The organism is Novosphingobium sp. Chol11 (assembly GCF_945870625.1).
Classification (GTDB): domain Bacteria; phylum Pseudomonadota; class Alphaproteobacteria; order Sphingomonadales; family Sphingomonadaceae; genus Novosphingobium.
The window spans coordinates 1-18,559 of record NZ_CAMBTS010000055.1 but is presented as its reverse complement, the minus strand read 5'-3'; the positions used below and the strand labels follow the sequence as shown (position 1 = coordinate 18,559).

Annotated in this window: 17 protein-coding genes; 16 read left to right on the top strand and 1 reads right to left on the bottom strand. The window is 63.7% G+C overall.

Translation table 11 applies throughout. From position 1 onward, the window contains the following. Positions 1–233 precede the first annotated feature (233 nt). The 9 genes from Q0O40_RS10030 (at position 234) to Q0O40_RS09990 (ending at position 7,470) form a co-directional block, all read left to right on the top strand. Positions 234–2,537 (top strand): bifunctional salicylyl-CoA 5-hydroxylase/oxidoreductase, encoded by a 2,304-nt coding sequence (locus Q0O40_RS10030; RefSeq protein ID WP_295529229.1) that lies wholly within the window; start codon positions 234–236, stop codon positions 2,535–2,537. Beyond that, positions 2,534–3,286, top strand: coding sequence for an SDR family NAD(P)-dependent oxidoreductase (locus tag Q0O40_RS10025; RefSeq protein ID WP_295529228.1), 753 nt, complete (start codon positions 2,534–2,536; stop codon positions 3,284–3,286). The genes Q0O40_RS10030 and Q0O40_RS10025 overlap by 4 nt, the downstream gene beginning before the upstream one ends. Continuing rightward, on the top strand, positions 3,283–3,777 hold the full coding sequence (locus Q0O40_RS10020) for a MarR family winged helix-turn-helix transcriptional regulator (protein ID WP_295529226.1): 495 nt from the start codon (positions 3,283–3,285) through the stop codon (positions 3,775–3,777). Before Q0O40_RS10025 ends, Q0O40_RS10020 begins: the two co-directional genes overlap by 4 nt. Beyond that, the gene (locus Q0O40_RS10015; protein ID WP_295529224.1) at positions 3,767–4,573 is read left to right on the top strand and encodes an enoyl-CoA hydratase family protein; all 807 of its coding nucleotides are present in this window, start codon (positions 3,767–3,769) and stop codon (positions 4,571–4,573) included. Before Q0O40_RS10020 ends, Q0O40_RS10015 begins: the two co-directional genes overlap by 11 nt. An 81-nt stretch (positions 4,574–4,654) precedes the next feature. Then, positions 4,655–5,080, top strand: coding sequence for a thioesterase family protein (locus tag Q0O40_RS10010; RefSeq protein ID WP_295529222.1), 426 nt, complete (start codon positions 4,655–4,657; stop codon positions 5,078–5,080). After that, on the top strand, positions 5,077–5,475 hold the full coding sequence (locus Q0O40_RS10005) for a RidA family protein (RefSeq protein WP_295529220.1): 399 nt from the start codon (positions 5,077–5,079) through the stop codon (positions 5,473–5,475). The genes Q0O40_RS10010 and Q0O40_RS10005 overlap by 4 nt, the downstream gene beginning before the upstream one ends. Positions 5,476–5,581: 106 nt before the next feature. Further along, positions 5,582–5,893 (top strand): septum formation initiator family protein, encoded by a 312-nt coding sequence (locus Q0O40_RS10000; protein ID WP_295529218.1) that lies wholly within the window; start codon positions 5,582–5,584, stop codon positions 5,891–5,893. A gap of 12 nt (positions 5,894–5,905) precedes the next feature. Further along, entirely contained in the window at positions 5,906–6,550 is a 645-nt protein-coding gene (folE, locus tag Q0O40_RS09995; protein ID WP_295529217.1) for a GTP cyclohydrolase I FolE, read from the top strand. A gap of 23 nt (positions 6,551–6,573) precedes the next feature. Then, a complete protein-coding gene (locus Q0O40_RS09990; RefSeq protein ID WP_295529215.1) occupies positions 6,574–7,470 on the top strand; it encodes an alpha/beta fold hydrolase in 897 nt (298 codons plus the stop codon). A gap of 58 nt (positions 7,471–7,528) precedes the next feature. On the opposite strand, the gene Q0O40_RS09985 is transcribed toward Q0O40_RS09990, so the two are convergent. Continuing rightward, positions 7,529–8,008: a peroxiredoxin gene (locus Q0O40_RS09985; RefSeq protein ID WP_295529213.1), complete on the bottom strand. Its 480-nt coding sequence runs from the start codon at positions 8,006–8,008 to the stop codon at positions 7,529–7,531. Between the two features lie 225 nt (positions 8,009–8,233). Here Q0O40_RS09985 and ahcY point away from each other — a divergent pair, with 225 nt between their 5' ends. From ahcY to Q0O40_RS09950, 7 genes are all read left to right on the top strand, one after another. Continuing rightward, positions 8,234–9,667, top strand: coding sequence for an adenosylhomocysteinase (gene ahcY / locus Q0O40_RS09980; protein WP_295529211.1), 1,434 nt, complete (start codon positions 8,234–8,236; stop codon positions 9,665–9,667). Positions 9,668–9,824: 157 nt separating this feature from the next. After that, positions 9,825–12,197, top strand: a complete 2,373-nt coding sequence (locus tag Q0O40_RS09975; RefSeq protein ID WP_295529209.1) for a PAS domain-containing sensor histidine kinase — start codon at positions 9,825–9,827, stop codon at positions 12,195–12,197. 13 nt (positions 12,198–12,210) lie between these two features. Then, positions 12,211–12,660 carry a tRNA (adenosine(37)-N6)-threonylcarbamoyltransferase complex ATPase subunit type 1 TsaE gene (gene tsaE, locus Q0O40_RS09970; protein ID WP_295529207.1) on the top strand — a complete coding sequence of 150 codons (450 nt, stop codon included), beginning with the start codon at positions 12,211–12,213 and terminating at the stop codon, positions 12,658–12,660. Beyond that, entirely contained in the window at positions 12,651–13,634 is a 984-nt protein-coding gene (locus Q0O40_RS09965; RefSeq protein WP_295529205.1) for a phosphotransferase, read from the top strand. Before tsaE ends, Q0O40_RS09965 begins: the two co-directional genes overlap by 10 nt. After that, a complete protein-coding gene (locus tag Q0O40_RS09960; RefSeq protein WP_295529203.1) occupies positions 13,631–14,353 on the top strand; it encodes a nucleotidyltransferase family protein in 723 nt (240 codons plus the stop codon). The genes Q0O40_RS09965 and Q0O40_RS09960 overlap by 4 nt, the downstream gene beginning before the upstream one ends. Positions 14,354–14,381: 28 nt before the next feature. Next, positions 14,382–17,378, top strand: a complete 2,997-nt coding sequence (gene addB, locus Q0O40_RS09955) for a double-strand break repair protein AddB (protein ID WP_295529231.1) — start codon at positions 14,382–14,384, stop codon at positions 17,376–17,378. Beyond that, positions 17,375–18,559, top strand: a 1,185-nt coding sequence (locus Q0O40_RS09950; protein WP_295529201.1) for a UvrD-helicase domain-containing protein, incomplete at its 3' end; no start/stop codon positions are given. The genes addB and Q0O40_RS09950, both read left to right, overlap by 4 nt.

The following is an 18,559-nucleotide window of genomic DNA, read 5'->3' as shown; positions in this document are numbered from 1 at the left end:
CGTTCGATGACTTCCTGATCATGGCCTGATCACACCTCGATCAACCGGAGCGGCGCAGCGCGCCGCTCCGAAACAACATGCACCAGCCCCCCGGCCATCGCTCAACCCAGAGCCGATCGCCGGGGGGCTCGTCGTTGATACACCCACCGCACCCAAACCCTTGCGGGCGATGCTTTGTGCTTGAAGCGCCTCTTAATTTGCTTCATGCTTAAAGCATCTTGATGGAGTTGGTTATGCGGATTGCATGTTTGGGCGGCGGGCCAGCGGGCCTTTATTTCGCGCTCTCGATGAAGCTGCGCGATCCATCGCACCAGATCGATGTGTTCGAACGTAACAAGGCGAACGACACCTTTGGTTGGGGGGTCGTGTTTTCTGACCAGACGGTGGACAATCTGCGCCGCAACGATCCGGTCAGCGCCGAAACCATTGCTTCCGAATTCGCGCATTGGGACGATATCGAAGTCAAGATACGCGGCGAGGCGGTGCGCTCATCGGGGCATGGCTTCATCGGGATCGGGCGCAAACGGATGCTGGCCATCTTGCAGGACCGTGCCCGGGAACTGGGCGCCAATCTCCATTTCGAGCATGAGTTTGGCAGCGACCTGGCAGATTATGCCGATTATGATCTAGTGATCGCCGCCGACGGTGTGAACAGCCGTTTGCGCGAACGCTATGCCGACCATTTCAAGCCCGATATCCAGACGCGGGCCAACAAGTTCGTCTGGCTGGACACAAGCAAGAATTTCGAAGCTTTCACTTTCAGCTTCAAGCAGACGCCGCATGGCTGGATCTGGATGCATGCCTACCGGTTTGAAGATGCGCTTTCCACGTTCATCGTCGAGTGCGCGCAAGGCACTTGGGAGGGGCTTGGTTTTGATCGCATGGATCAGGAGGCAACGGCCAAGGCCTGCGAAGCGATCTTTGCAGAGGATCTGGACGGCCATCCGCTTATGGCGAATGCCAAACACCTGATCGGCTCTGCAGCATGGCTCAATTTTCGCCGGGTGCTGTGCGAACAATGGGCCTACGATAAGCTCATCCTGATCGGCGATGCGGCGCATACGGCGCATTTCTCGATCGGATCGGGCACCAAGCTGGCACTCGAGGATGCCATCAAGCTGGCCGAGGTGCTGAACCGGCCGGGCCTTTCGCGCAGTGCTGCGCTTGCCGAGTATCAGGCGGAACGTTCGGTCGAGGTGCTCAAGCTGCAGAATTCGGCGCGCAATTCGACCGAGTGGTTCGAGACGCTGGATCGCTATCTCGATTTCGATCCGCTGCAGTTCACTTATGCGCTGCTCACCCGCTCGCAGCGGGTCAGCCATGAGAACCTGCGGCTGCGCGATCCAGTGTGGCTTGAACGCGTCGAGCGCTGGTTCCTTTCACAGGCCAGCGGGGCGCCGGCCAACAAGGCGGCACCGCCGATGTTCGCGCCGTTCCGCCTGCGCGACATGCCGATCACCAACCGGGTCGTTGTCTCGCCAATGGCCACATACATGGCAGCAGATGGCATGCCCGGCGATTTCCACCTTGTCCATTATGGCACGCGTGCGCAGGGCGGCGCAGGGCTCGTCTATACGGAAATGACCTGCGTTTCAGCGGAGGGGCGCATCACCCCTGGCTGCCCCGGCATGTATAACGAGGAACATGCCGCGGGGTGGAAGCGGATCGTTGACTTCGTCCATGCCAACAGCGGCGCGAAGTTCTGTTTGCAACTGGGCCATGCCGGACCCAAGGGTTCGACAGGGCGGGGCTGGGAAGGCATGGATGTGCCACTGCCGAGCGGCAACTGGCCGCTGCTGGCGGCTTCGGAAGTACGCTGGACCGCTGATAATGCGCGGCCTGCCGCGATGACCCGCGCGGACATGAATGTAGTGCGCGATCAATTCGCCGCCGCCACCGCGCGCGCGATTGCCGCCGGGTTCGACATGATCGAGTTGCATGCGGCGCACGGCTATCTGCTGTCGAGCTTTATCACGCCGTTGCACAACCATCGCACGGATGAATATGGCGGAACGCTGGAAAACCGCTTGCGCTTTCCGCTGGAGGTTTTCTCTGCGATGCGCTCGGTCTGGCCTGCCGAGCGGCCGATGGCGGTGCGCATTTCGGCCAATGACTGGATGGGCGATGCAGGCGTTACCCCTGACGAGGCGGTGCATATCGCCACCGCATTCTCGGGCGCAGGGGCCGATCTGATCGATGTTTCCGCAGGGCAAACCTGGGCCGAGGCAAAGCCGGTTTATGGCCGCATGTTCCAGACCCCGTTTGCCGACCAGATCCGCAATGAAGCGCGCACCGCAACGATGGCCGTGGGCAACTTTTTCGAAACCGACCATGTCAATTCGGCCATCCTTTCCGGTCGCGCGGATCTGATCGCCATCGGCAGAGCCCACCTGATCGACCCGATGTGGACTTTGCGCGCCGCCGCGCAGCAGGATTACCGCCAAGTGATCGTGCCGCCGCCCTATCTGGCGGGGCAGGCGCAACTGGCGCGCAATCTTCAGCGGGCAGCAGAAACCGCACCAGCGCTAGAAGCATGATGCTGGAGGGCATCCACGCGGTCATCACCGGCGGCGGCACCGGGATCGGCGCAGCGATTGCGCGCGCACTGGCCAGCGACGGGGCGAAGCTGACCCTGATCGGGCGGCGCGAGGCTGTGCTGCGGGATGCTGCGGCGGCTTTGTCCGGCACGCATCTCGAAGTTGCCGACGTCACCGATGCCGCTGCGGTTGCTGCCGCTTTTGAAGGCGCGCGGCGCGTTCATGGGCCCATCGGCATTCTGATCAACAATGCAGGAGCCGTCGCCACTGCGCCGTTTGGCCGCACCACCGCCGAGATGTGGCGGGCAGCGCTGGCGGTAAACCTTGACGGCGCTTTTCATTGCATGCAGGCGGCGCTGCCTGATTTGAAGGCGGCTGCAGCAGGACGGATCGTGACCATCGCCAGCACAGCGGGGCTGAAAGGCTATGCCTATACATCCGCCTATGTTGCGGCCAAGCACGGCGTGATCGGGTTGACCCGCGCACTGGCGAGCGAACTTGCGGCCACATCGGTGACCGTCAACGCGGTGTGCCCCGGCTTTACCGACACGGCGATTGTGGACGAAGCGATCGAGCGGATCGAGCAAGCAACGGGCCAGGACGGACGCGCCGCGTTGACGCGGTTCAACCCGCAAGGTCGCCTGATCGAGCCGGCTGAAGTGGCCGCCGCCGTGCGCTGGCTGTGCCTTCCTGAGAACCGGTCGGTGACAGGCCAGGCGATTGTAGTGGCCGGCGGAGAAGTGATGTGACGCAAGTGGCGACGATCCGGGAAAAGCACGACGGCGCGCTGGGCGACACGATGAACCTGCGGCTCTGGCTGCGGCTGCTGTCGTGCACGATGGTGGTTGAAAAGCGGCTGAAGCGTCGTTTGGCCGATCAATTCGACGCGACTTTGCCGCGTTTTGATGTGCTGGCGGCGCTGGATCGGCACCCGCTGGGCATGACGATGGGCGCGCTTTCGTCATCCCTGCTGGTCTCGAACGGAAATGTAACCGCGTTGGTGCGCCTGCTGGTGCGCGATGGTCATGTCGCGATATCGCCATCGCCGACCGACCGGCGCGTCTCGATCGTGCAACTGACCCAGAGCGGCGCAGCGCATTTCGAGACACTGGCGTCGGCACACCACGAATGGGTCGATGCAATGATGAACAGCCTGAACCGCGAGCAGCGCGAGAAGTTGTTCGATCTGCTCGGCGCACTCAAAATGTCGATTGCCGGAGAAGATGCCAATGACGCCTGAGGACTATACGCCGGCCCACTTTCGCTGGAGCTTTGCGGCAGGGGTGGCCACGATTACGCTTGATCGGCCCGATCTCAAGAATCCGCTGACCTTTGACAGCTATGCCGAACTGCGCGACCTGTTTCGCACGCTGGTTTACACTCCTGCGGTCAAGGTTGTCGTGCTGACCGGCGCGGGCGGCAATTTCTGCTCCGGCGGCGATGTACATGAGATTATCGGGCCGCTGACCAGGATGGCGATGCCCGAATTGCTGGCGTTCACCCGCATGACCGGCGATCTGGTCAAGGCGATGCGCGCGTGCCCGCAGCCGATCATTTCGGCGATCGACGGCGTCTGTGTCGGCGCAGGCGCCATCCTCGCGATAGCAAGCGACTTGCGCTATGCCACGCCCCGCGCAAAGACTGCGTTTCTGTTCACGCGGGTGGGGCTTTCTGGCTGCGACATGGGCGCGTGCGCCATTCTGCCGCGCCTGATCGGACAGGGCAGGGCATCCGAACTGCTGTTCAGCGGACGTGTGATGACGGCCGATGAAGGCGACCGCTGGGGCTTTTTCAACCGCATCATCGACGGCGATGTGCTGGCCGAGGCGCAAGCAATAGCGGCGTCGCTGGCCGCTGGGCCGACCTTTGCGCATGGCATGACCAAGAACCAGCTCAATATCGAATGGGCGGTAAGCCTCGATGTCGCGATCGAGATGGAAGCGCAGGCGCAGGCCATCTGCATGACGACGGGTGACTTTACGCGCGCTTATAAGGCCTTTGCCGAAAAGCGTGCCCCGGTGTTTGAAGGGAATTGACCTGAGGGATTTGACGGGAGAGGACAGGTCCGTTCATCGCTCGCGCCTATTTGCCCGGGCTCTTCTGAAAGCAAATGCTGCATGACGTATCGTTACACTTATCCTGTTCGCTTTGCGCATTGCGACCCGGCGGGATTTGCTTATTTCCCGCGGCTTCTCGAGATACTCGACGGCGCAGTGGAAGATTTCATGACCGAGGTGACTGGGGCCGACCGCGCGCAGACGCATTTGCGTGAACGTCTGGGGATCCCGACGATCGATTTGCAAGTGCAGTTCACGCACCCTTGCCGCCTTGGTGAGCTGATTACGTTCGAGATTGTGCCGGTGAAGCTTGGCCGCACATCACTCACGTTTCAAACCACCGTCACCGTGGACGGCGAGCCGCGCTTTTCGGTGTTGCAGACTGTCGTGCAGATGGATTTCACGACTTCTCGCCCGCATCCCTGGTCCGATGTGACCCGCGCCTTGCCGGTGTTTGCCGCCGTTGCCGAAGGTGCGCCGGCATGACGGTGCACCGCGCGCTATTGCCCCCGGGTTGGCCGCGCCCCAAAGGCTATGCCAACGGCATCGTGGCGCGCGGCACCACGGTCTGGACTGGCGGCGTGGTTGGCTGGGATGCCGCTGAAGCGTTTCCCTCCGGTCTGCCAGCGCAATTGCGCCAGTGCCTCGAAAACACGGTCGCTGTGCTGGCCGAAGCAGGTGCTGCGCCGGAACATGTCGTGCGGATGACATGGTATGTGACCGACATGGACGCTTACCGCGATCACTTGCCAGAGATCGGGGCCGTCTGGCGCGAGGTGATTGGCAAGAACTTCCCGGCGATGGCGGTTGTCGGGGTGACCCGTCTGGTGGAAGCGGCGGCACTGGTCGAGATCGAGACGACGGCGGTGATTCCGGATTGATCGGCAGTCAGCGTGGCTGGACAAAGCGCGCCGATCGCGAGGATTATCAGCGGTGCTTGCGGTTTTGCCTTGAACCTGCCGGGCAAGTGTGATTCTGTGACAGTCGATGAAACGTGCTGCTACCCATCTTAGAATTCCGCGTCAGAGCGTTTCGCAGTCGTTCGCGCTCTTGGCGCTGCTGCTGCTGGGTGCGGTTGCTTTAGTGGGCCCCAGCGGCTTGCTCGCGTGGAACGAGAACGCGCGGCTGCTCGATCAGCGGGAAAAAGAGCTCAAGGACCTGACCGCAGAGCGCGACCGCCTCAAAAATCGCGTCGCTTTGCTTGATCCCCGGCATGCCGATCCCGATCTGGTGGGAGAGCTGCTGCGCTCTGACCTTAACATGGCGCATCCAGACGAGCTGGTGATTGCGCAACATTAAAAGCCTCATGACATGACAGACAAACTTGCAGATGGTCTTCCGGGCGATGATTTTTCAGGTCCGGATGATGACGACGAGTCAATTACGGGCAAGCTGCTCGTACCCGATGAGGTGCAAGAGGCAATTCGCACTTTGCTGCGTTGGTCAGGGGAAGACCCCTCGCGCGAAGGACTGATTGATACGCCCAAGCGCGTTGCGCGCGCCTGGAAAGAGTATTGCCAGGGTTACGGCGAGAATCCGGCGGCGCACCTCGCCCGTCAGTTCGAGGAAGTGGGCGGCTATCAGGAGCTTGTGCTGCTGAAGCACATTCCTTTCCAATCGCATTGCGAACATCACATGGCGCCGATCACCGGCACAGCCTCGATTGCTTATCTGCCGCGCGACAAGGTGGTTGGCATTTCCAAGCTCGCGCGGGTGCTCAATGCCTTTTCGCGCCGCCTGCAAATTCAGGAACGGCTGACGTCCGAAGTGGCGCAATGCATCTGGGACAACCTGAAGCCGCACGGCGTGGCGGTGGTGATCGAGGCGCAGCATGGCTGCATGACCGGGCGCGGTGTCCGCACGCCGGGCGTAGGGATGGTGACAAGCCGCCTCATCGGCACCTTTCTGGAGGATCACCGCAGCCGCAAGGAAGTGCTCAGCCTCATGGGTTTTTGAACAGGCTTCATGAGGGGGCGACGATGGTCAAGAACGTGTTGCTAGGAGCAGGTTCGGTTGCACTTGCCTTGCTCGGCGCTGAGGCGCAGGCTCAGCCGCCAAAAGCCGCCCAGTTGTCCGCCGCGATTTATCGCGATCCGCCGCAAGACAAGGCGCATCCGGCGCGCATGGCGGTTTTGCACATTCCCACCGGCGGCGTCGAGATCAATGGCATCGCCTATCTGGCGTCTGGCAAGGGGCCGCATCCGACTGTCGTGATTTGCCATGGCTTGCCCGGCAATGAGAAGAACCTCGATCTGGCGCAGGCGCTGCGCCGGGCGGGCTGGAATGCGATCACATTCAATTATCGCGGATCATGGGGCAGTCCCGGCAGTTTCCGCTTTGCGCAAAACCCTGAGGATTTGCGCGCGGTGCTCGCCTATCTGCGGGCCGGGGCCACTGCCGATAAGCTGGGGATTGATGCCACGCGGTTGGCTGTGGTCGGCCACAGCATGGGCGGCTGGGTGACGGCGATGGCCGGTTCGCAGGAAAAGGGGCTGGCGGGGCTGGTGCTGGTTTCGGCGGCTGACTTTGGCGCGATGGGCCGCATGGACCGCCCCGCGCTGCTGAAACACATGGCCGACGATATGGAGAGCCTGGCGGGTACATCACCCGAGGCGATGACCGATGAAATTCTCGGCGCGGCCGATGCCAATGGGCTTGTCGCCAAGGCAGGCGCGCTGGCCGCAACGCCTATGCTGGTGCTCTCCTCGGATGATGGGCTTGCGCCGCAAACCGACGCGCTGGTCGCTGCCATCCGCAAGTCCGGAGGGACCAAACTGCGAGCCGTTCACGTCGCAACCGACCACAGCTGGTCCGACAAGCGCATCGCGCTGGAGGCTCGCATCATTCGGTTTCTGCAGCCCCTGTTGGAGCGATAGGCCTGCGATTAGCCTTTGGTGCTTGTCCTAAAGGACAAGCACCAAAGGCTTTATGGCATCATAGATGCTCGAGGACGTACTCGGCCGAGCTGACGTTGAAATCGCCCGGTGCTTCGACGTGAAGCTGCTCGACCGTGCCGTCGTTGACGATCATCGCAAAGCGCTGGCCGCGGATGCCAAGGCCAAAGCCGGTGCCGTCCATGGTGAGCCCCAGCGCCTTGGCGAAATCGCCGTTGCCGTCGGCCAGCATGGTCACGTCGGCCGAACCGCTGGCCGCGCCCCACGCCTTCATCACGAACGGATCGTTCACAGCGGTGCAGACGATCTCGTCGACGCCCTTGGCGCGGATCGCATCGGCTTTTTCGACAAAGCCCGGCAGGTGCTTGGCCGAGCAAGTTGGCGTGAAAGCGCCCGGAACCGAGAACACCGCGATCCGCTTGCCGGCAAAATACGCCGCCGATTGCACCGCATCGATGCCGTCTGCCGTTGCCTTGACCAGTTTCACGTCAGGCAGCTTTTCTCCAACCGCGATCGTCATTTTTGGATAGTCCTCTCTGTGCGCAGGGAATCTGCGCGCTTGGCCAGAATATAGCCCCGGCACCGATCAGCACAACCGGCCACATGACGATGACCGGACAAAATTAGGGCCATATAAAGGTCTCTTTATATAGCATTTGCGATCCCGTGCCCAAGCCGCTAAGAGGCCCGCGAAGGCCCCACAAAATCGGGCATATTGATCGTTCCAATCGCAGGAGAAGTTTTGGTGGCCAGTGTTCAGGAATCAGTGAAAGATTATGTGATCGCCGATCTGGGGCTGGCCGAATTTGGCCGCGCCGAAATCCGCATCGCTGAAACCGAAATGCCCGGTCTGATGGCGCTGCGCGAAGAATTTGGCGCGTCGCAGCCGCTGAAAGGCGCGCGCATCACCGGATCGCTGCACATGACGATCCAGACCGCTGTGCTTATCGAAACGCTCACCGCGCTGGGCGCCGATGTGCGCTGGGCAACCTGCAACATCTACTCGACGCAGGACCACGCCGCGGCCGCGATCGCGGCGGCAGGCATTCCGGTGTTCGCGATCAAGGGCGAGACGCTGGCCGAATATTGGGACTATGTCGGCAAGATCTTCGATTGGGACGTCAATGGCAATGGCCAGACTGCCAACCTGATCCTCGATGATGGCGGCGATGCGACGATGTTTGCGCTTTGGGGCGCACGGCTCGAAGCCGGCGACACGATGCCTGAGCCTGCCAACGCCGAGGAAATCGAGTTCCAGCACGCGCTGAAGGCGTATGTGAAGGCGAAGCCGGGCTACCTCACGATGTCGGTGGCTCATATCAAGGGCGTTTCCGAAGAGACTACCACTGGTGTTCACCGGCTTTATCAGATCGCCAAGGACGGCAAGCTGCCGTTCCCGGCGATCAACGTGAATGACAGCGTGACCAAATCCAAGTTCGACAACCTTTATGGTTGCAAGGAATCGCTGGTCGACGCGATCCGCCGTGCAACCGACGTGATGCTGGCGGGCAAAGTAGCCTGCGTCGCCGGGTTCGGCGATGTCGGCAAAGGCTCGGCTGCCTCGCTGCGCAATGGCGGCGCGCGCGTGATGGTCACCGAAGTCGATCCGATCTGCGCGTTGCAGGCGGCGATGGAAGGGTATGAAGTGGTGACGATGGAGGAAGCGGTGACCCGCGCCGACATCTTCGTGACCGCGACCGGCAACGAGGACGTGATCACCGCCGAGCACATGAAGGCCATGCGCCCTATGAGCATCGTCTGCAACATCGGCCATTTCGATAGCGAGATCCAGATCTCGGCGCTCGACAATTACAAGTGGACCGAAGTAAAGCCGGGCACCGATCTGGTCGAGTTTCCGGCCGAAGACGGCGCTGCGGGCAAGCAGATCATCATTCTGGCCAAGGGCCGTCTGGTCAATCTGGGCTGCGCCACCGGACACCCCAGCTTTGTGATGAGCGCGAGCTTCACCAATCAGACATTGGCGCAGATCGAGCTGTTCACCAAGGCGGCGCAATACAAGAACGAAGTCTACGTCCTTCCCAAGCATCTCGACGAGAAGGTAGCCGCGCTCCATCTTGAGAAGCTGGGCGTCAAGCTGACCAAGCTCTCGCCACGCCAGTCGAGCTACATCGGCATTTCGGCTGAAGGTCCGTTCAAACCCGACCACTATCGTTACTAAGCCAGATTTATGAGCCGGTCCCCGCTCTGCCGGGGACCGGCTCATGCGGCTTGCCCTTTCGAGAATACAATTGGCGCGCTTTTCCTATCGCGCCGCGCCCACAGCTTGTGGCGGGTTCACATTGTAATTTGATGGCCGCCGCCCTAGCCATGACGCAATGATCGTCAGCCAGTCAGCCCTCGTCATCATCGGACTTGTCCTCGCCGCGTGGAGCGCGTTGGCGGCTTGGACGGTCTTGGCGTCGCAGGCGCGTGTGCGGCGGAGCGAGGCGAGCCAGCGGCTCGCGCGCAGGCTTTCGCGGATGGTCGAAGAAGCGCCCGCGCTGCCGCTGCTGGTGCGCGCCGATGGCCGGATCGAGGGGCCGTCGAGGCTGGCTGGCTGGTTCGGGCTCGATGCCATGCCCGGCTATCTGAGCGAGCTTGACGCAGGCGACGCCGGGCTCGACGAGTTTCAGCTTTCGCAGCTGGGCAATGCGGTGCGCAAGACCCAGAAAACCGGCGCGCCGTTTCAGCTCGCGCTCACCGCCCGCGGCGGGCGCAAGACGCTGGGCGTGCGCGGCAATCTTGCTGATCCGCAGGTTTCGCCCGGTGGCGCGGCGCTGGTCTGGATTTTCGATTTCAGCGACAGCGAGCAGGAGCTGCGTGCCCTGCGCGCCGAGGCGGCCAGTGCGCGCGCCGATTTCGCGGCGCTGGCAGGGCTGATCGAAGCGGCACCGCTGCCGATGTGGTTTCGCGCGCCCGACATGAAGCTGCGGCTGGTCAACACTGCCTATGTCAAAGCGGTTGGCGGCAGGAGCGGGGCCGAAGTGGTGGCGGCGGGCACCGAATTGATCGAACCCGAAGGCGGATTGAGCGCAGCGCAAGTCGCACAGCAGGCGCAAACGCGCAGCATGCCGATCGAGCGTACCGTTTCCGCCACGATCGGCGGCCAGCGCCGTGCACTGCGTGTGTCGGATCTGCCGCTGGGCAGCGAAGGCGTGGCGGGCTACGGGGTCGATATCGAGGAAGCCGAGGAACTACAGCGGCAGTTCCGCCGTTTTCGCGTCGCACAGCGCCAGATGCTCGATACGCTCTCGGCCGGAATCGCGCAGTTTGACGAGAAGCGCAGCCTTGTCTTTGCCAATCAGCCATTTCTGCGCATCTTTGGCGTATCGCAGGCTTGGGTAGTCGACGCGCCGCCGTTCGACCGGGTGCTTGATCGGCTTCGTGATGGTGGGCGGCTGCCCGAAGTGCGCGATTTTCCCGAATGGCGGCGCGAACGGCAAGGCTGGTTTCTGGCGCGCGAGCCGCGCGAGGAGCCGTGGCTACTCAGCGATGGCACGCACCTGCGGGTTGTCGGTCAGCCCATGCCCGATGGCGGGTTGTTGATGATCTTTGAAGATCGCACCGAGCAGCTCCAACTTTCGGCAACGCGCGACACCTTGCTGCGCACACGCACAGCCACCTTCGACAATCTGTTTGAATCGCTGGCGGTGTTCGGGCCTGATAGCAAGCTGCAGCTGTGGAATCGCCGGTTTGCCGCAGATTGGGAACTTGAAGAGGAGTTCCTGAGCGGGCACCCACGCGCCGACATTCTGCTCGGTCGCATCGCGGGCAAGCTGAAACGGCCGGCGCAAGTGGGCGTGATTGGTCAAGTCATCCAGGCGGCAACGCTCGAACGCCAACAGAAAACCGGGCGGCTTGCCTTGGCCGATGGCCGTCATCTGGCCTTTGGCGGGGTGCCTCTGCCCGATGGCAATGGCCTGCTGACGGTGCTCGATGTGACTGATTCGCACAAAGCAGAGGCAGCCCTGCGCGAACGCAACGCCGCGCTGATCGAGGCGGATGCCGTCAAGACGCGGTTCATCGCCAACATGAGCTATGAATTCCGCACACCGCTGACCTCGATTGGCGGGTTTGCCGAGTTGCTGGCAGCCGGTGTGGCGGGGGAAATCACCCCGCAGGCCCAGGAATATGTCGCCGCGATCCTTGCTTCGGTCGAACGTCTGGGCGAGCAGATCGAAAATGTGCTCGATCTGTCGCAAAGCGAAGCGGGGACTCTGCCTTTGGCGCAGGCCCCGGTCGAGGTCCGCGCACTGCTGAGCGATGCCGTGCGCGAACGGGCTGATCGGCTTGCCGCCGCAGCGCTGACCTTGGACTTGCGCTGTCCATCCGCCATCGGCACTGTTATTGGGGATCGGCGGCGCTTGCTGCGCGTGTGTGGCCAATTGATCGACAATGCCATGGCCGCCACCCCAAGCGGAGGCAGAATATTGATCGAAGCTTCGCGAACCAAGGCTGGCTCCAAAGGCGCTGCTGCGAGCGTCGGCGGCGTTCAGGTTGTGGTATCCGACAACGGGCGGGGAATGGATGCAGAGCATCTTGCGCGCGCGCTCGATGGCTTCAAAATGAACGAGGACGGCACGGCAACCGAACGCCGCGCCGGACTTGGTCTGCCGCTTGTGCGCCAATTGATCGAGGCGCATGGCGGGACGTTCGAACTGATGTCGCAAGCAGGGCAAGGCACCAGCGCGGTGATCCGTCTGCCATGAGTGAGAACATGCCATGATTGCCGAACTGCCCGATCTGGCTGCCACTGCGCTATTTGGGCAGCGCTTGGCGCGGGCGCTGCGCGCGGGCGATGTGATCGCGCTATCGGGCCCGCTCGGCGCGGGCAAGACCACGCTGGCGCGCGCGATCATCGCGGCGCTGGGATATGCCGGGGAAGTGCCATCACCCAGCTTTGCGATCATCGAACTTTATGAGCCGCCGCAAGTCCGCCTGCCGCTGGTCCATGCCGATTTCTATCGGCTGGAAGATCCAGCTGAGCTTGCCGAGATCGGGCTGGATGATTACCGCGCCGATGCAGCGATGATCGCCGAATGGCCCGAACACGCCGGCGGCTTCGCCCATGAACCGGGTTGCCTGTCGATCCGGCTCGATATGTTGGAAAATGGGCGTGCGGCCATTGTCCAACCCGGCAAAGATTGGCTAGAGCGCGCGGGATGGAATTGAGCATCCCTGCAGCCGCACTCCCGTTTCTGGCCAAGGCCGGTTGGGGTGATGCCCAGATCGAGCCCTTGCCGGGCGACGCATCGTTCCGCCGCTATTTCCGTGTGCGGATGGGCGAGCGATCTGCCATGCTGATGTTTGCACCGCCGCCCCATGAAGATCCCGAGCCATTTTTGCGGGCGGCGCGTTGGCTCGACGCCAATGGCCTGCGTGCGCCGGTTATTCTGGCCGAGGATGCGCCGGTCGGGCTCGTCCTGTTGCAGGATTTTGGCGACGTGCGGATGCGCGAATATGTCGACGCATGGCCGCAGGATGGCGAGGTGATCTATCGCCATGCGATCGATACACTAAGCCAGTTGCACCGCCTTCCGCCTGGGCCGTTCACCCACTATTCGCTCGCTGAATACCAGCGCGAGGCGAAGCTGTTCATCGATTGGTATTGCCCGGCGCGCGGGCTTTATGTCGATGGTCCAAGCTGGACGGGGGCGTGGGACGAGGTGCTGGGATCCTTGCTGTCGCGCCAGCGCCCGGGGGTAACCGTGCTGCGCGATTATCATGCAGAGAACATCATGCTGCTCGGCGATCTCGATCAGCAGGGGCTGCTTGATTTTCAGGACGCGCTTGTGGGCCATCCCGCTTATGACTTGGTATCCCTGTTGCAGGATGCGCGGCGCGATGTGGACCCCGCGTTCGAACAGGCGATGCTCGCCTACTATATCGAACAAAGCCGCGCCGGCGGCGAATTTCGCGCCGATTATGCCCGGCTCGGTGCGCAGCGCAACGCGAAGATCATTGGCATTTTCGTGCGGCTGTGGAAGCGCGACGGCAAGCCGCGCTATCTGGATTACATTCCTCGCGTCTGGCGTTTGCTGGAACGCGATCTGGCGCATCCGGCGCTGGCCCCGGTGGCGCGCTGGTTCGATGCGCATATACCGGCGGATTTGCGGGAAAGTGGCGGCGGGAAGTTCGTGCCATGAGCAAGTCATTGGCGAGCGATGTCGCGATGGTGCTTGCGGCTGGCCTCGGCAAACGCATGCGTCCGCTGACCGCATCGCGGCCCAAGCCGCTGGTGCGCGTCGCGGGCAAGCCGCTTATCGACTATACGCTCGACAAGCTGAAGGAAGCCGGCGTGGCCCGCGCGGTGGTCAACGTGCACTATATGGCCGATCAGATGATCGCCTATCTGGCAAACCGCACTGCGCCCGCGGTGAGCATTTCGGACGAGACCGCCTCGCTGCTCGAAACAGGCGGGGGCATGGTCAAGGCGCTGCCTTTGATCGGGACCGAGCCGTTTTTCTGCGTCAATAGCGACAACATCTGGCTCGATGGTCCGACCAATGCCTTTGCTGCGCTCAGCCATGCCTGGGATGCGGCGCAGATGGATGCGTTGCTTTTGCTGGTCGGCCATGCCCGCGCCTACAATCACGATGGGCGCGGCGATTTCGAGCTTGATCCGCTTGGCCGCATCAGACGCCGCAAGCCGGGCCGGGTCGCGCCGTTCATTTTTACCGGCATCCAGCTGGTTTCTCAGCGCTTGTTGCGCGATGCGCCTGCCGGTTCGTTTTCGACCGGCGTGCTGTGGGACCGCGCGATTGCCGAGGGCAGGCTCTTCGGCATTTCGCATACCGGCCTGTGGTTCGAAGTCGGCGCGCCGCAGATGATCGCGCCGACCGAAGCCGCTCTGCTCGGTGGCTGAGGCCCGCCTATCCGATTCTGCGGCGCATATGCCGACTGTCTATTCTATCGCCGCGCATCGCGGCTTTGCCGATGCGCTCGTTGCGGGCCTGCTCCCGCGCTACCGCGAAGATGGCTTTGGCCTTGCGCGGCTGACTTTGCTGCTGCCCAGCACGCGCACCCTGCGGACAGTAACCGAAGCGTTTGTCCGCGCCAGCGGAACTGGCGGGAATGCAGGATTGCTGCTGCCACGCATGGTGGTGGTCGGCGATCTCGATCTGGATGAGACGCTAGGACCGCTGCTCGATCCGCTGGGCGCGGGGACAGGGATACCGCGCGCGGCCGACCCGGTGCAGCGCGTGCTGCGCCTTGCGGCAAGGCTTGGCGAGGAATTGGGCGACAAGGCACCGGGCGAGGCCGCGTTGCTGCGCCAGGCACGGATGATCGCGCAGACCATGGACCGGATGGCGGTCGAAGATGTACCCGCAGGCCAATTGCTCGATCCCGAGGTGATCGGGCTGGTGCATGATCTTTCCGAGCATTGGCAGCAGAGCACAGTGCTGTTCGCAAGGATATTGACCTACTGGCAGGCTGAACTTGCGGCGCGCGGCGAGCTCGATCCGCCCCAGCGGCGCAACCGGCTGCTCGAACATGTCGCGCAGCGCTGGCAGGCGCAGCCGCCGCCGCATGCGGTGGTGGCGGCGGGCGTCACCTCGGCGGCTCCGGCTGTGGCGCGGCTGTTGCGCACCGTGGCCTGTATGCCGCAAGGCGCGGTGATCCTGCCTGATCTTGATCTCGCGCTTGCCGATGATGTGTGGGAGGCACTTGGCTCCGCCGGGATTTCGCACGAGCCTGGCGGGCCGGTTTTCGGGCGCGGCGATGCAGTGACCCACCCGCAATACCACCTCAAGCTGCTGCTGAACCGGATGGGCATTGCGCGCGGTGAGGTGCAGCCATGGCATCGCTCGGGGCTCTCCGCTGCGCCGCCGGCGCGGGCAAGGGCGATCTCGAACCTGTTTCTTCCGCCTGCCGCCAGCACGATCTGGGCGACTTTGCCCGCAGAAGACCGGCGCATGGCCGGGGTTCGCGTGATGGAAACCGCGCATCCCGGCGAAGAAGCGCAGGCCATCGCGGTGCTGGTCCGCGCGGCGTTGGCCGTGCCGGAGCGGCGCGTCGCGGTGGTTACGCCGGATCGCGCGCTGGCGCAGCGGCTCGTCGCGCATCTCGCGCGCTGGAACATCGCGGCGGACGACACCGCCGGCAAGCCGCTGCCGCTGACCGCCGCTGGGCGGTTGTTGCTGCAACTTGCCGATGTGTGGGCCCAAAGCGTGGCGCCAGTGCCGCTGCTGGCTCTGCTCGGCCATCCGCTGGTGAAGGGCGCGGGCGCGCGGGCGGATTGGCTTGAGCGGGTGCGCCAACTTGATTTGGCGCTGCGCGGACCCCGGCCTGGGCCGGGGCTGGAGGCCGTGCGCAGCGCGGTCGAGGGCAAGCTCAAAGCGTGGCCGGGGCTGGCGGACTGGTGGCGCGAGGTGGAGACCCTGATTGCGCCGATCGCACCAGGCATCGACCGCGCGCCCGCGCGCCTGCCACTTGGCGAAGCGCTTGAGCGACTGACGCTCGTGGCCGAAGCGCTGTGCGGCGAGGCGATCTGGGCGCAGGCCGATGGGCGCGCCCTGTCGGTCTGGATCGAGCAATGGAGCAGCGCGGCGGGCGAGGTTGGGCTCGCCATCGACCCGCGCGAACTGCCCGCGCTGCTGCGCGATGCCATGGACGAAGTGGCGGTGCGCCCGCCCTATGGCGGCCATCCGCGCCTTGCCATCTATGGCTTGCTCGAAGCGCGGATGAGCCGCGCCGATCTGGTGATCTGCGGCGGGATGACCGAGGGCAGCTGGCCCGCAGCTCCCGCGCCCGATCCGCTGCTCGCGCCGCCAGTGCTGCGCGCACTGGGCATTCCCGGCGCGGATTTTCGCATCGGCCTTGCCGCACACGATCTCGCCGCCGCGCTTGGCGCGCCCGAAGTGGTGCTGAGCTATGCGGCGCGCGATGCCGCAGGTCCGGTCATTCCTTCGCGCTTTGTGCTGCGCCTTCGCGCCATGCTCGGCGAACAGGTGCGCATGGAGCAGGACGCGGTCAGCTTTGCCCGCGCGCTGGACCGCGCCGCCGCCGCGCCGCCCTATCCGCAGCCGATGCCGATGCCTTCGGCGGCGCAGCGCCGGGTCGGCATTTCAGTCACCGGGCTCGACCGGCTGCGCGGTGATCCCTACCAGTTTTACGCTTCGAGCATCTTGCGGCTAAGCGCGCTCGATCCGCTCGATGCCGATCCCACGCCCGCTTGGCGGGGCATAGCAGTGCATAATGTCCTCGATGCGTGGCACAAAGCAGGCGCAGCGCCGGGCGCGTTGATCCCGCTGGCCAACGGCATGCTCGATGCGTTGAGCGCGCACCCGTTCATGCGCGGGCTATGGCGGCCGCGCCTGATCGCGGCGCTCGATTGGATCGAGGAGCATTCGGCCACTTTGCGCTATCAGGGGCGCACGGTGCTGGGCTCAGAGCTTCAGGGCGACATCCGGATCGATGGCATCACGATCCATGGCCGCGCTGACCGGATCGACCGCAAGGCGGACGGCTCGCTGGCGGTGGTCGATTACAAGACCGGCAGCCCGCCTTCGGCCAAGCAGGTGGAGAACGGATTTGCGCTGCAATTGGGCCTGCTGGCGCTGATGGCCGAGCGCGGCGGGTTCACCGGCATTGCGGGTACGGCCTCGGGCTTTGAATACTGGTCACTCGGTAAACGCAAAAAGGGCGACGGCTTTGGCGAGATGATCGAGCCGGTCTTGGAGGGGACCAAGAAGAAGACCGGGCTCAAGCGCGAGGAGTTCGTTCCCGAGACCGAGGGCTATCTGCGCGAAGCCATCGCGCGGTGGATACTGGGCGCGGAGCCGTTCACCGCGCGGCTCAATCCCGATCTGGCGGTCTATTCCGATTATGACCAGCTGATGCGGCTCGATGAGTGGCAAGGCCGCGCGGCCCGCGAGGCGCAGCCATGAGTAAACTCCATCCGCTCAAGGGCGAGCAGCGTGATGCCGTTTCGCCTGCACGCAGTGTATGGCTGTCCGCGTCCGCTGGTACGGGCAAAACGCAGGTGCTCTCGTCGCGTGTGCTGCGCCTGCTGTTGCAAGGCGGGGTCGAACCCGACCAGATCCTGTGCCTGACGTTCACCAAGGCGGGCGCGGCGGAAATGGCCACGCGGGTCAACGATGTGCTGGCTCGCTGGGTGCGCCTCGATGATGCCGCACTGGCCAAGGACTTGGGGGCAATCGGCGCGAGCATCGGGCCGGATACGCTGGAGCGCGCGCGCAGCCGCTTTGCCGCGGTGCTCGATTGCCCGGGCGGGGGCCTGCGCATCGGCACGATCCACGGCTTTGCGCAATGGTTGCTTTCGGTGTTTCCGATCGAGGCGGGCCTGCGCCCCGGCACCCGCGCGATGGAAGACCGCGACCGCGATCTGCTGATGCGGCAGGTGCTGGCCGATGTGCTGATCGAAGGCGAGCGCCATGGCGATCATGCGCTGCTGGAGGCGATTGCGGCGCTGAGCCTGCGGATGGGGCAGCGCGACATCGAGGGCTTCCTCATGCGCTGCGCCGAGACGCGCGAATTGTGGGAAGGGCCGGGGGCGTGGCAGCCGCCGCTGCGCCCGCGCATCAATCAGGTGCTGGGGCTGGCGGCGGATGAAGATGGCTCCGGCCTTGCCGAACTGGTCAGCGATGGCACTTTCGATATAGACGCAGTGCGGCGTTGCATGGGGATGAACACCGCGTGGGGAACCAAGACTGGCCTCGATACGGCCAGCATCCTCAGCGACTGGCTCGAAGGAGCGGCGAAAGGGCGTTTGGCCGGGTTCAAGGACTTTGCGCTGTGCTTCTTGCGCAAGGATGGCATCGCTCGTTCGGCGACCAATATCGAGAAGAAGCAGCCCGGCTATGCGGACTATCAGGCGCGAGTGATCGCGTGCTTGCTGCAGGTTAGCGAGATGCAGGCGCTGATTGATCTCGCCGGTCGGCTCGATCCGGCGCTCACCTTGGGCCGCCGCTTTGCGCTGGCATGGAATGCAGCCAAGGAGCGCGAGGGCTTCATCGACTTCGACGACCAGATCCGTGCCTCCGCCGCGCTTTTGACCGAGCAGGCCAGCGCCGAATGGATCCGCTACAAACTGGACCGGCGGTTCGAT

What these genes read in the sequence shown, in the direction of transcription:
- Q0O40_RS10030 (WP_295529229.1), top strand. Translation starts at nt 234, where the DNA reads ATGCGGATTGCATGTTTGGGCGGCGGGCCAGCGGGCCTTTATTTCGCG.
- Q0O40_RS10025 (WP_295529228.1), top strand. Translation starts at nt 2,534, where the DNA reads ATGATGCTGGAGGGCATCCACGCGGTCATCACCGGCGGCGGCACCGGG.
- Q0O40_RS10015 (WP_295529224.1), top strand. Translation starts at nt 3,767, where the DNA reads ATGACGCCTGAGGACTATACGCCGGCCCACTTTCGCTGGAGCTTTGCG.
- Q0O40_RS10010 (WP_295529222.1), top strand. Translation starts at nt 4,655, where the DNA reads ATGACGTATCGTTACACTTATCCTGTTCGCTTTGCGCATTGCGACCCG.
- Q0O40_RS10005 (WP_295529220.1), top strand. Translation starts at nt 5,077, where the DNA reads ATGACGGTGCACCGCGCGCTATTGCCCCCGGGTTGGCCGCGCCCCAAA.
- Q0O40_RS10000 (WP_295529218.1), top strand. Translation starts at nt 5,582, where the DNA reads ATGAAACGTGCTGCTACCCATCTTAGAATTCCGCGTCAGAGCGTTTCG.
- folE (WP_295529217.1), top strand. Translation starts at nt 5,906, where the DNA reads ATGACAGACAAACTTGCAGATGGTCTTCCGGGCGATGATTTTTCAGGT.
- Q0O40_RS09990 (WP_295529215.1), top strand. Translation starts at nt 6,574, where the DNA reads ATGGTCAAGAACGTGTTGCTAGGAGCAGGTTCGGTTGCACTTGCCTTG.
- Q0O40_RS09985 (WP_295529213.1), bottom strand. Translation starts at nt 8,008, where the DNA reads ATGACGATCGCGGTTGGAGAAAAGCTGCCTGACGTGAAACTGGTCAAG.
- Q0O40_RS09975 (WP_295529209.1), top strand. Translation starts at nt 9,825, where the DNA reads ATGATCGTCAGCCAGTCAGCCCTCGTCATCATCGGACTTGTCCTCGCC.
- tsaE (WP_295529207.1), top strand. Translation starts at nt 12,211, where the DNA reads ATGATTGCCGAACTGCCCGATCTGGCTGCCACTGCGCTATTTGGGCAG.
- Q0O40_RS09965 (WP_295529205.1), top strand. Translation starts at nt 12,651, where the DNA reads ATGGAATTGAGCATCCCTGCAGCCGCACTCCCGTTTCTGGCCAAGGCC.
- Q0O40_RS09960 (WP_295529203.1), top strand. Translation starts at nt 13,631, where the DNA reads ATGAGCAAGTCATTGGCGAGCGATGTCGCGATGGTGCTTGCGGCTGGC.
- addB (WP_295529231.1), top strand. Translation starts at nt 14,382, where the DNA reads ATGCCGACTGTCTATTCTATCGCCGCGCATCGCGGCTTTGCCGATGCG.